The following is a 12,774-nucleotide window of genomic DNA, read 5'->3' on the forward strand; positions in this document are numbered from 1 at the left end:
TTATATTCAAAAAAAGCCTAAAAAATAACTTTGCTCCATAAAAAAGTGCTACAAATAGAAATAAGAATGCACTTCTAGTAGCGAAATGATTTTAGTAATTCAACAAAAATCAAGATTTTCTACATTTGAGTTTCAACAACAAAAAAGCAAAGGGATCTCCCTTTGCTTTCTCATTGCTATTCTTTTATGATACTTCTTCTTTCTTATCTTTTCCGTATTCATTCTCCCAGAAATCAGCATTTTTAATTCCGAGTTCTCGAGGATTAAATACGGGGTCTTTTCCTTCTTTCTTCTGCTTCTCATAATCTTTTAATGCTAAAAGGGCTGGCTTTTGCAAAAATAAAATCGCAATAATGTTAACCCATGCCATAATCCCTACACCAATATCCCCTAAAGCCCAAGCTGTCTCTGCCGTTTTGACGCAACCATAAAATACAACCCCTAAGAAAATAAATTTTAGTAACAGCAACATCCAAGGGCGATCTTTCTCACGATTTAAGTAGGCAATATTCGTTTCAGCGATATAATAATATGCCATTATTGTTGTAAATGCGAAGAATAGTAAGGAAATAGCAACGAAACCGTTTCCAAATCCAGGGAAGACAGATTCAACTGCAGCCTGCGTATAACCAGGGCCCGGCTGTGCCCCATTTAATTTATTGACAATAAAATTTTTTCCACTTGCATCAAATACGTTATACATGCCTGTAATAATCATCATAAATGCAGTTGCAGAACAAACAAATAATGTATCAATATAAACAGCAAATGCTTGCACTAATCCTTGCTTAGCTGGATGTGAAACTTCCGCAGCTGCTGCTGCATGTGGCCCCGTTCCTTGCCCTGCTTCATTGGAATAAATTCCACGTTTTACCCCCCAAGAAATAGCTAAACCGATAATTCCACCAAACGCAGATTCTAAAGCAAATGCACTTTTTATAATTAACATAAATGCTTCTGGTAACTTTTCAATATTCATTACAATAATCGCACAAGCTACGAGAATATAACCGACCGCCATAAAAGGCACGACAACTTGCGCTACATTTACAATACGCTTTACTCCACCAAAGATAATAAGAGCGACTATCACGACTAATATTACTCCAGATACAGATGTATTCACTCCAAATGCTGTTTCTAAACTTAGAGCAATACTATTTGCTTGCACACCAGGAAGAAGTAGCCCCGTTGCAAGAATGGTTGCTGCAACAAATACGAATGCGTACCATTTCACTCCTAGACCCTTCTCAATGTAATAAGCGGGTCCGCCGCGGAATTGCCCCTTATGCTTCATTTTATATATTTGTGCAAGTGTCGATTCTATATAAGAAGATCCCGCACCTAAAAAGGCCACTGCCCACATCCAAAATACGGCTCCTGGGCCTCCAAATGCAATCGCTGTTGCGACCCCAGCAATATTTCCCGTTCCCACGCGCCCTGATAAAGACAGCGCTAATGCCTGAAATGAAGAAACACCTGCTTCCGACTTTTCCCCTTTAAATGTAAGTTTCAACATTTCTCCAAAATGCCTGAGTTGTAAGAATCTCGTTCGAATAGAAAAATATAAACCTGCACCCAAACATAAATAAACAAGTGCAGAACTCCAAACAATATTATTTAACCATCCTACGAATGCCTCCACAATTCCCCCTCCTTTTTATCAAGAATATTCAGAATATATAAAAATTATAAACTCATCCACAAATCATGACAATATTATTTTAATAAAACAAACATATTTTTGTATAAAAAAACAAAGTATATCGTTTTTTCATATACTTTGTCTCTTAAAATTTGTATTATATATTCACAATTGGCTGCTCTTTCATAATTCTCTTATATAATGAATCAGATAATATATGAAAATACTCTGGCATCTCTTTTCCTTTAAATTTCTTTTGAATTGTACCATATAAACCGACATCACGAAGCCTTAAAAATAACGGTAAAGATTCATACCATTGTTCCTCTAATTGATGTTCCAGCTCATATCCTGATCGTAATACTTTTAATTGCTGCCGAACAAATGCTGTTTTTTCTTCTGTTGTCCCGTTTATTACCATCGCTGAATAATAGAGAACCATCGCTACATCATGTATAAAATAGTTATACGTAGCATCATCAAAATCAAAAATTGTTAATTTTGTTCCATCATAATGAAAATTCCCTTGATGAATATCGCCGTGTATAAGTCCAAAACTTTTCTTTTCTATCGGCAGTTTTTTTATACGATCCATTAATGTATTCGCAATCTGATTCAACTGTTCATCCTCTAAACCCTCTACAATCGCTCTTTCATCTACCTCCCATGTCGTACGATGCTTTGTTTCAGGGTAATTCATTGTGAGGCGATGAATTTGTCCAATTGCTTTTCCCCATGCTTGAAACAAATCATCTCCCCAATGTATAGAGGTCTCATCTTTTATCCTTTCTCCTTGTGCATATGAAAAAAGTGAAGCATAAAAGGTCGTTCCATCTGTTGCCTGTATTCCTTCTACTAGTTTTCTAGTTTTTGAATTATGTGGCCCGGCAATATTCGCTCCATGTTCTTTTAGATATTGCAAAAACTCTAATTCAGCTTGTACTTGCTCTTCAGACCGGTGAGAAGAATGAGTCAATCTCAACACATAGGATACTTTCTTTTCATCCTCGGCACGAAAAATATAATTTTCGAAATCTCCAAGGGGTTTTTTTTCTACTTTCACACGAAATAAACTTGCCGCTTCTTCTAAAATATTATCATTAAAAACTTGTTCTACAGTTATTTCCATATGTACAATCCCTCCTTTATATGTACTATATTGAATTCGGCATAAATGTAAGAAATACTCCTACAAAGTGAAACTTTAATGAGCCCTCACCAATCGGGCTGCCCTAAAATGGCGAGATGAATTTTTTCATATTTTTCTTTTCATTCTAAAAAACATGTAGTATACTAACTTCAAAATCAGAGGAGAAAGGGAGCAAAGAACTATGTTTACTTATAAAGCTGTAGTTACATTTGCACAAAAACATCATCATCATACGTAAACCCTTGAAACCTAGCGGAAAAAATGACGCGTAGGTACAAGGGTTATTCCCATTGTACCTACACTTTGGCAAAGAGCCATGTAGGTATTTTTTATCTACATGGCTCTTTTTTGTTTATAAAAAGCTAGTAACAGATGATGAATAAGCAAAAAAAACTACTACAAAGGAGATAACAAATATGGAAACGAGAAAATGGGGTTTATGGATATTAACAGCATTCGTAGTTGGGAATATGGTCGGCGGCGGCGTATTTATGCTACCGGCAAATTTAGCACAAGTATCAGGCCCCTTAGGTTCTACACTCGCCTGGAGTATTACAGGGCTTGGTGTATTTACGATTGCACTTGTATTTGGAAATCTTTCCGTACGTAAACCAGAATTAAAGGCAGGTCCACAAAGTTATGCACAAGCCATGTTCCCTTCACCAAAGATAGGAAAAGTAGCTGGTTATAGCATGGCATGGGGATATTGGGCAGCAAACTGGGCAGCGACTGCTTCCGTCATCATTTCGTTTGCAGGATATTTATCTACGTTTTTCCCAGTTTTACAAAGTAAACAAATTCTCTTTTCCATAAGCGGCTCCTCATTAGAGCTTGGAAAAGGATTAACATTCGCTGTATGTAGCATTATGCTATGGGGTATTCAAAATATTCTATCTCAAAATATTGATCGAGCGGGCAATATGAATCTTTTAGCAACAATTGCTAAGATGATTGGATTTACAATGTTTATCGTGATTACATTATTTATTTTTAACGCCTCTAATTTTGGTGATGGACAAACTTTTATGAATGAAGCTGGAAAATCCATTCCATTAGGTGGACAAGTCAATTCTGCCGCTATCGCTACACTTTGGGCCTTTATTGGAATCGAGTCAGCTGTTATGCTATCGAACCGAGCAAAATCACAGCGTGACGTAAAAAGAGCGACTATTTTAGGATTAATCATTGCTCTTCTTATTTATATGGCAATCACATTACTAACAATGGGCGCCCTCCCGCAAGAAATATTGAAAGAGTCGCAAAAGCCGTTAGTAGATGCCCTAAACTTAGCCATTGGTAATAAAGGCGCTTATATTATGGCACTGCTTGCACTTATATCTCTATTCGGCTCTACTGTTGGCTGGATTGTTGTTAGTTCTGAAGTACCTTATCAAGCAGCAAAGAATGGACTTTTCCCAAAATTCTTTGGAAGAACAAATAAAAAAGGAAGCCCCTCAAAAGCGCTTCTCATTACAAATATTATGACACAAATTTTCTTATTTTCCACAATTTCTGGTACTGTTTCAGAGGCTTATCATTTCGCCATTGTCGTTGCAACGTTAGCCTATTTAATCCCATATCTTGTTTCTACACTGTATCAACTAAAACTCGTTATAACGGGCGAAACATATGGTATAAAATGTGGTTCTCGTATAAAAGATGGAATCATTACCTTACTAGCATTCTTTTATTCCACTTGGGTTATTAAAACAGGAACAGCAGACTTAACAACATTTTTCTTAGGAATTGGATTATTTGTATTAGGCCTTATTCTTTATCCAATTTTAATGAAGAATGCGCCGCATCTTATTTCTGAACAGCGAAATAATAAAGCAAGCTAACAAAAAGAAGCGGGAAATAGCCATTTTGGTTTACTCACCGCTTCTTTTCTCTTTATAACTTTTATAGTGTTCTACATAAAACGAGAGAGAATCCTCCATTCGTAACATACCAAGAATGAAATAACGCTGTTCCAATCGAACTGCCCTAAATAGCGGGGAAAAACATTTTATCCGGAAGCGATTAAGAGCTTCTTGCACTTATCCGTTTTATATGTAAGAAAGAATAGGCAAAAGGTATATGTTCAACTATTATGTATATTTACTACTAAAAAAAGAATTCATTCAAATTCGATGACTTTTTTGGGTTATAATGTCCGCCCGTTTCCTCCCTTCTCTTTCCTTTGCATACCATATAAAAACACGTTATCATAAGGTATATTGTTTTATTTTATGAAAATAATGTTAGGTGGGAAACACATGTTAGAACAATTGCATATACATGCTGATTTAAAGCAGCAACTAGCGACAATTCATGAAAAAAATACACAAGCAGCTGGTGAAAATAAACATTTAATTGGAACAAAAATGTATAAAGCAGCTGATAACAGTATTCTTGAAGATGCTATTACAGCTCTTTTACTTGGAAAAAATATTCTATTAAAAGGACCAACTGGTAGTGGGAAAACTGTACTAGCAGAGACGCTTTCTTCCTTATTTCAAAAGCCAATGCATAGCATTAACTGCTCTGTTGATTTAGATGTAGAAGGAATTCTAGGATATAACACATTACAGACAAAAGATGGTGCTTCTGAAGTTACCTTTATTGATGGGCCCCTTATGAAAGCAATGAAGAATGGTCATTTCCTATACATTGATGAAATTAATATGGCGAAACCTGAAACACTTCCCCTTCTTCATGGTGCATTAGATTATCGTAAAATGATTACAAATCCATTTACACAGCAAGTTGTATATGGAGATGAAGAATATCGTGTAATCGCAGCCATTAATGAAGGATATGTTGGAACAAGCGAACTAAATGAAGCTTTAAAAAACCGCTTCGTTATCATTGAAGTTCCTTACATTCAAGGTGAGACATTAAAAGAATTATTATTATCTGATTCAAAGTTAAAAAATATAGCAACCATTGAAAAGTTTGTTGCATTTGCAAGTGACCTTATGCCTCTTGCTCGTGACGGTCGTGTAAGTGAAGAAGCAGCAAGTATTCGCGGTATTCTTGATGCATGTGATTTAAGTGTATATATTCCTGTTATGCGTGCAATCGAACGAAGCATCATTGCAAAACTAAGTGACGAAACAGAACAAATGACTGTCCGTGAATTAGCGGAGAGCTACTTCTTTGAGGAATAATTCATGAGACAAATTTTTAGTGACAAAAAAATTGACGCGTCGCTGTTTCTTCAAATGGAAAACTTAATGTATGCTCTTCTAAAAGAAGATGATGCTTACTTAGAATATGGCTATAAAGCATACTATGATGAAGTTGAAAAAAAAGTTGTTATCAGTCATTTTTGGGATGATCGTAAAGAAGACGATATGGTAGTCGGTTTAAAAAGCGAAGTATTTTTAAAGGCACTTGGCAATAAACATTATTCTGATATGAGATTAATTCGATCTTACGCCATCGAATTACAAGAGTCTTCTCTTACAAAATTTCTAACACAATTATTTATTCTACTGGAAGACTTACGCATTGAAGAGATTGTAAAAGATTTACGCCCTGGTACGAAGTATATTTTCAAAAGACGTAAAGAAATGTACCGTAATTATTTCAGTTCACAAAATGAAATAAACCGCGTTCGTAACTACCATGCTGATCGTCTTTTCTGCTTATGTTATCTCTCACTCACAAGCGATAAATACGAAATGTTTCACAATGAGTACTTTGAACAAATTGAAACGTTGTTACACGACGTCTTCCAAGCTCGTAATACAGAAGATATTATGTATATTGTGGAAAAAATTCGTTATCGTTTAGAAGGATTTCTTGAAAGTGATATGATCAATACCTACTTTGGGCATGCCCCTCTCTATCTATCTGTTATTGCTGATGAAAAAGATGGACGTCCTGAAGATTTAGCAAATGATGATGTCCAAATTGTCGATGACAATGAAAATAAAAGTAAAATAAATGAAAGCTTTTCTACATGGCATCGAGAAAATAAAAATAATGAAAATGAAAATTTCTTACGCTTTGAATTAGAAAGTGGAACAAAAACGAATATGATGGGTGATACAGCTCGTGAATCTGAAGATGGCGATCAAGCGCTCGGTTCCGTACAAGGAACTTCACAAAAGAGCACACAGTCCAACTTTGATGGAGCTGATGCTGAAGATACGAGAGCGTCGCATGCTTCTAGCCAGCATGAAGGCACATATGGTAAATATAACGTCGGTGCTTCTCATACGTTTAAAGAAGCTCGCAAGCCAAGCCATGATGAAAAGAAAGACTATCAAGCCATCAAGTCGGTTATCAATAAAGATGTGAAAGAATTAAAGAAAATTATCGAGAAAACGATTGAAAATAAAACAAATGCAAATAGTGATAAATATTATGGAAGACTTCATAAAAAGTTTTTACGCATTTATACAGAAAAACAGCCGCGAATGTTTTATAAAAAAGGACAGGAATCTCAAGAACTTGATGTAGCCTTTCAACTGCTCGTTGATTGCTCTGGTTCTATGTATAATAAAATGCAAGAAACAAAAAAAAGTGTTGTATTATTCCATGAAGCATTAAAATCATTAAAAATCCCACATGCCATCAGCGGCTTTTGGGAAGATGCTTCAAGCGCTACCCCAGAAAACAAACCGAATGTCATTCATGAAGTTGTAACATACAAAAATTCAACACTTCCAAATGTCGGACCTGAAATTATGCAACTACGTGAAGAAGAAGATAACCGTGATGGTTATATCATTCGCATCGTTTCTGAAAAGCTCGCGAAAAGAACAGAAAAACATAAATTCTTACTCGTTTTTACAGACGGTGAACCTTCTGCACTAGATTATCAACAAGACGGTATTTTAGACACACATGAAGCTGTCAAACTTGCTCGCAAAAATGGAATGGAAGTCATCGGAATTTTCATTGAAGAAGGCGAAGCAAAAGAAGCAACTTATCAATTGATGAAAAACATCTATAATCAGCATTTCTTAATCGCCAATGATGCTGAAGATTTACGATTAAAGATTAAACCTCTATTGAAAAAATTACTACTGAAGACGATTGAATAGCAAACAGGAGCCCGCTTTGGCTCCTGTTTTTTAGTCGTTATTCTATGTCAAATCGCCGATAAAATTTCATTTATTATTTTGTTTTCTAAAAATTAATATAAAAAGAGCTCGTTTTCTGTTTTCATTCCCCCCTGCAAAAGAATAAGAACCGATCCAATCGAATCGGTTCTCTTCATTAACTCATCACTAAATCAGCTGTGAGCTTTTTTTTTAATTTTGCTAACATATCTGCTGTCATTTTATCTAAATCATACTCTACTTTAAAGCCCCACTCTTCTTTTGCAGCTGTTGCATCAATTGAGTTTGGCCAACTATTAGCAATTGCTTGGCGAGCCGGATCTACTGCATAATCCATTGTAAATGTTGGAATGTGTTTACGAATTGCTGCAGCAATCTGCTCTGGCTCAAAGCTCATTGCTGTAATATTGAAAGCATTGCGATGTACGAGTTTACTTGGGTCAGCTTCCATTAATGAAATAATTGCTTGCAAAGCATCAGGCATATACATCATATCCATGTATGTTCCTTCTGCGATGTAGGAAGTGTATGCACCTTTTTTAATTGCATCATAATAAATTTCCACCGCATAATCAGTTGTACCTCCTCCTGGAGGAGCTACATAAGAGATTAAACCCGGGAAACGTACCCCGCGCGTATCAACACCAAATTTATGATAATAGTAATCGCACAGTAATTCTCCTGCTACTTTGTTTACTCCATACATTGTAGTCGGACGTTGGATGGTGTCTTGCGGCGTATCATCTTTTGGTGTTGTTGGACCAAATGCACCAATAGAACTTGGCGTAAAAAACTGACAATCTAGTTCACGAGCTGCTTCTAGTGCATTGACAAGTCCGCCCATATTTAAATTCCAAGCAAACAGCGGATTCTTTTCTGCAGTTGCTGAAAGTAAAGCTGCTAAATGAATAATTGTATCCACTCCATTACGTTTTGCAATATCATGGAGTTTCTGACCATCTGTTACATCTAACATTTCAAATGGACCAGATTTGACTACTTCGCTATCTTTTTCGCGAATATCAGTTGCAATAACGTTTGATGTGCCGTATACATCACGAAGTTTCATGACAAGTTCAGAACCAATTTGCCCTAAAGAACCGGTTACTAAAATTTTTTTCATTTTCCCCACTCCTCATTTGCAAGCTTTCAAAAGATGTAAAAGTATTAAATAATCCCCATTTCTTTTCCTACTTTTTCATACGTACGAATTGCTTCATCAAGCATTTCTTTCGTATGAGCTGCTGTTGGCATATTACGAACACGTCCTGTTCCTCTTGGTACAGTTGGGAACACGATAGATTTTGCATATACACCTTCTTCATTTAAACGTTTACTGAACTCTTGCGTTAACACTTCATCACCAATCATACATGGTGTAATTGGCGTTTCACTGTCCCCAATATGAAAGCCAAGATCTTTTAATCCTTGTTTTAAATAGCGGCCATTTTCCCATAAACGGTCATGCAGCTCCGTACTTTCCATTAAAATCTCGATAGATTTCTTACAAGCCGCCGCATCGGCTGGTGTTAAAGCTGTAGAAAATAAGAATGGGCGTGAACGCACTTTTAACCAATCGATTAAGTTTTGTTTTCCTGCTACATATCCACCAATTACCCCAATTGCTTTCGATAATGTACCAATTTGGAAATCTACTTTATCAGAAAGACCGAAATGCTTAACAGTACCTGCACCTTTTCCAAGTACCCCTGAACCATGTGCATCATCTACATATGTCATTAAATCTAATTCTTCAGCAATTTTAACAATTTCTGGTAATTTCGCAATATCACCATCCATTGAGAAAACACCATCTGTAATAACCATTAATTTGTTGTAAAGCCCTGATTCTTTGGCTTCGATTGCTTTTTTTCGTAAATCTTCCATATCAGAATGTTTGTAAACGATAATTTTTGCTTTTGATAAACGAGATCCATCAATAATAGATGCATGGTTTAACTCATCAGAAAGAATAGCATCATTTTTATCCATTACAGCTGAAATTGCTGCCATGTTACAGTTAAATCCTGATTGATATGCAATCGCTGCTTCTGTATGTTTAAACTTTGCAATTGTTTCTTCTAATTTGACATGCAAGTCAAGTGTACCGTTAATCGTACGAACTGCCCCCGCGCCAACGCCATACTTATGGATTGCATCAATTGCCGCTTCTTGCAGACGATTATCTGTTGCTAAGCCAAGATAGTTATTTGAAGATAAGTTAATATATTCTTTCCCGCCAATTGTAATCATTGGTCCATTTGGACTTTCTAGCGGATCAATTACGTTATAAAGCCCCTTTGCTTTCAAATCTTCCAAATTTTCTTCTAAAAATTTTGCAAGTGTTTTACTAGACATTGTGAAGCCTCCCATCATTCATGTAAGCGGATTATTATCTCAATAATGCCAATACTCTCTCTACTAGCTTAACACGTTTTCGAATTTTATTATAGAAAAATAACATAAGGAAAACGCTTACAATAAGTAATTATATATGATGGAACAAAAGAAATCTATCACTTGCTTTTAAAATTTGATAGAATAAACAAAATATGTAAAGGGAATGAGAACATGGCATTCATAGAATCTGAAGCGTATAATGAAGAGTCTTTTTTTAAACAATATATGAAGCGGAGATATCGATAAGATCATTCAAATGATATGATTGAAAAACCTGCCTTGTTACAACTTATCTGTGATGTAAAAGAAAAAATAATTTTTGAATTAGAATGTGGTGATGCTCAGTTTCGTAAAGAGTTATTACAAAAAGGATGCGCGTCCTATATAGAAGTTCAAAATAAAAACAACTTTCTCCTCGGAAGTTGTTTTTATTTTGAATTCACGGAAATGTCACATTATTTTTTGTATTTTTATTCCTTATATGTTATATTATAAAAGTAAACAGAATATAATTTCTTTATATCAGAAAAATTAACTACTCTAAATTTTCTGATTTATCATTATTTTATTTTCTTTAAGAATTTAAATACTGCTTTTGAAAACGCTTATTAAGCAAATTTAAGGAGAAAATATGCTACTGGATGAATTTAAATGAATTATTTTAAAAATTTTCTTTCTATTCCCATATAATTCTATTGACTTCTAAATATTTTGTAAATTAAAATGATTACATAAATATCCGTTATGTAAGATTAGGGGGGGCAACAAAATGGATACAGCTTTAAAATTAGAAAAAGCTAAAGAACAACAAACGCCAAAGAAACACCCACCAGGATTATACTTATTGTTCTTTACAGAAGCTTGGGAAAGATTTAGTTATTATGGAATGCGCGGACTTTTAGTTCTTTACTTAACAACAGCTGCCATTAGCGGTGGTTTAGGGCTTGATAAAGGTTTCGCAGTGCAATTATACGGAATTTTTACCGCATTAGTATATTTTACACCAATTGCTGGTGGATGGTTAACAGACCACTTTATTACAAGACGTCATGCCATTACCGTTGGTGGTATTATTATGGCAATTGGTAACTTTGTATTATTTTCCATGAATACAAAAACCGGACTCTTTTTAGGACTAGTATTATTAGTTATTGGTAACGGATTTTTCAAACCAAATATTTCTACATTATTAGGTGAACTATACGGCGAAAACGATACACGTCGTGACAGCGCCTTTACGATCTTCTACATGGGCATTAACGTAGGTGCTTTTTTCGCACCGCTTATTTGCGGATACTTAGCTGAAGATTTCTTTAAAACAAATGTTGATGGCGTTATGGTAATGGGTTACAAATATGGGTTCCTTGCAGCTTGTATCGGTATGGTTATTGGCCAAATTGTCTTTAACTTACTAGCTCCACGTTACCTTGGTAACGCTGGAACAACTGTCGTTGGAAAAAAAGCAAAAAATAAAGATGCGAAAGTAATTGAGAAAAAACCTTTAACTCAACAAGAGAAAAAACGCACTTGGGCAATTGTTATTTTAACTTGCTTCGTTGTATTTTTCTGGGCAGGTTTTGAACAAGCTGGTAGTTCTTTTACTCTTTATACAAATAAATTTGTTGATCGTACTATTTTTGGTTGGGAAGTTCCAACATCTTGGTTCCAATCTGTTAACCCAGCATTTATCGTACTATTAGCACCATTTGTATCAGCTTTATGGGTTAAGTTATCTAAATCTAAACGTGGTGATTTAAAAGTCCCAACAAAAATGGCTCTTGGAATGATTTTATTAGGAATTGGCTATCTTGCATTAACATTGGCAGTTTTAAAAACAGGCAGTGATGAAGCTCATATTACTGTAAAGGCTAATTTACTATTTATTGTTATTACTTATATGTTCCATACACTAGGCGAACTATTCTTATCACCTATTGGATTATCAATGGTAAGTGCGATTGCACCTGTGAAATTAGCTTCTTTATTAATGGGTGTATGGTTAGCTGGTACTGGTATCGCAAACTATATTGCTGGTGCATTAGCAGCATTCACGCAATCTCTAGGATACTTAGAAGTATTCGCAAGTATCGGTATTATCGTAATTGTACTTGGCTTAATACTTCTCATGTTCTCGAAAAAAATTGCACATATGATGGAATAGTAAAAAAGGCTCTCAAATTTGAGAGTCTTTTTTTAATCAAAAAACGGATCTTTCTCTACCTATAATATTATGAATTCTTACATCTTTTCTAAGCTCTAAAAAAGATGTTTGTTTGCAACATAATGCTTTTTTTATTTTTCTTCTAACGCTGTAATGTCAACCTCTACTGTTTCATGTGGTGCCTTTCTATCATGAACTTGTGCAATTCCACGTCCTTCATCACAACTCTCAATCCAAACCGGTACACCTTGATATGTAACATCTATTTGGCTCGAGGACGATAAAATTTGTTTTACTCGTTTTATATCCATTATGTATTCCTCCTTTTACAAATTACACTCCTCTCTATCTTTCCATATTT

The 12,774-nt window shown here is 35.2% G+C and carries 9 protein-coding genes and 1 pseudogene; 5 read left to right on the plus strand and 5 right to left on the minus strand.

Annotation, left to right across the window (positions count from 1 at the left end):
* Positions 1-184: 184 nt before the first annotated feature.
* Complete coding sequence (locus MR058_RS16405) at positions 185-1,645, minus strand: alanine/glycine:cation symporter family protein (protein WP_242144980.1); 1,461 nt, start codon at positions 1,643-1,645, stop codon at positions 185-187.
* 157 nt (positions 1,646-1,802) lie between these two features.
* Complete coding sequence (locus MR058_RS16410) at positions 1,803-2,774, minus strand: phosphotransferase enzyme family protein (protein ID WP_242144981.1); 972 nt, start codon at positions 2,772-2,774, stop codon at positions 1,803-1,805.
* A gap of 437 nt (positions 2,775-3,211) precedes the next feature.
* Between MR058_RS16410 and MR058_RS16415 the strand changes: the two genes are divergently transcribed.
* The 3 genes from MR058_RS16415 (at position 3,212) to MR058_RS16425 (ending at position 7,834) form a co-directional block, all read left to right on the plus strand.
* Complete coding sequence (locus MR058_RS16415; protein ID WP_242144982.1) at positions 3,212-4,636, plus strand: amino acid permease; 1,425 nt, start codon at positions 3,212-3,214, stop codon at positions 4,634-4,636.
* 417 nt (positions 4,637-5,053) lie between these two features.
* The gene (locus MR058_RS16420; RefSeq protein WP_242144983.1) at positions 5,054-5,947 is read left to right on the plus strand and encodes an ATP-binding protein; all 894 of its coding nucleotides are present in this window, start codon (positions 5,054-5,056) and stop codon (positions 5,945-5,947) included.
* Positions 5,948-5,950: 3 nt separating this feature from the next.
* Positions 5,951-7,834 (plus strand): vWA domain-containing protein, encoded by a 1,884-nt coding sequence (locus MR058_RS16425; protein ID WP_242144984.1) that lies wholly within the window; start codon positions 5,951-5,953, stop codon positions 7,832-7,834.
* A 175-nt stretch (positions 7,835-8,009) separates the two neighbouring features.
* Here the strand turns inward: MR058_RS16425 and MR058_RS16430 are convergent, their stop codons facing one another.
* Both MR058_RS16430 and MR058_RS16435 read right to left on the minus strand, forming a co-directional pair.
* On the minus strand, positions 8,010-8,984 hold the full coding sequence (locus tag MR058_RS16430) for an L-threonine 3-dehydrogenase (protein ID WP_242144985.1): 975 nt from the start codon (positions 8,982-8,984) through the stop codon (positions 8,010-8,012).
* 35 nt (positions 8,985-9,019) lie between these two features.
* Positions 9,020-10,210, minus strand: coding sequence for a glycine C-acetyltransferase (locus MR058_RS16435; protein ID WP_242144986.1), 1,191 nt, complete (start codon positions 10,208-10,210; stop codon positions 9,020-9,022).
* 213 nt (positions 10,211-10,423) lie between these two features.
* On the opposite strand from MR058_RS16435, the pseudogene MR058_RS16440 reads away from it, so the two are divergent.
* Together MR058_RS16440 and MR058_RS16445 are read left to right on the plus strand one after the other, a co-directional pair.
* A pseudogene (locus MR058_RS16440) lies at positions 10,424-10,657 on the plus strand (SAM-dependent methyltransferase); the annotation flags it as partial.
* Between the two features lie 364 nt (positions 10,658-11,021).
* Positions 11,022-12,413 carry a peptide MFS transporter gene (locus tag MR058_RS16445; RefSeq protein ID WP_242144987.1) on the plus strand — a complete coding sequence of 464 codons (1,392 nt, stop codon included), beginning with the start codon at positions 11,022-11,024 and terminating at the stop codon, positions 12,411-12,413.
* A gap of 131 nt (positions 12,414-12,544) precedes the next feature.
* On the opposite strand, the gene MR058_RS16450 is transcribed toward MR058_RS16445, so the two are convergent.
* Complete coding sequence (locus tag MR058_RS16450) at positions 12,545-12,724, minus strand: acid-soluble spore protein H (RefSeq protein ID WP_242144988.1); 180 nt, start codon at positions 12,722-12,724, stop codon at positions 12,545-12,547.
* Positions 12,725-12,774 lie beyond the last annotated feature (50 nt).

Source organism: Bacillus cereus group sp. BfR-BA-01430 (genome assembly GCF_022663115.1).
Classification (GTDB): Bacteria; Bacillota; Bacilli; order Bacillales; family Bacillaceae_G; genus Bacillus_A; species Bacillus_A cereus_BD.

Coding starts and splice junctions, on each gene's coding strand:
- MR058_RS16410 (WP_242144981.1), bottom strand. CDS start 2,774: ATGGAAATAACTGTAGAACAAGTTTTTAATGATAATATTTTAGAAGAA.
- MR058_RS16415 (WP_242144982.1), top strand. CDS start 3,212: ATGGAAACGAGAAAATGGGGTTTATGGATATTAACAGCATTCGTAGTT.
- MR058_RS16420 (WP_242144983.1), top strand. CDS start 5,054: ATGTTAGAACAATTGCATATACATGCTGATTTAAAGCAGCAACTAGCG.
- MR058_RS16425 (WP_242144984.1), top strand. CDS start 5,951: ATGAGACAAATTTTTAGTGACAAAAAAATTGACGCGTCGCTGTTTCTT.
- MR058_RS16435 (WP_242144986.1), bottom strand. CDS start 10,210: ATGTCTAGTAAAACACTTGCAAAATTTTTAGAAGAAAATTTGGAAGAT.
- MR058_RS16445 (WP_242144987.1), top strand. CDS start 11,022: ATGGATACAGCTTTAAAATTAGAAAAAGCTAAAGAACAACAAACGCCA.
- MR058_RS16450 (WP_242144988.1), bottom strand. CDS start 12,724: ATGGATATAAAACGAGTAAAACAAATTTTATCGTCCTCGAGCCAAATA.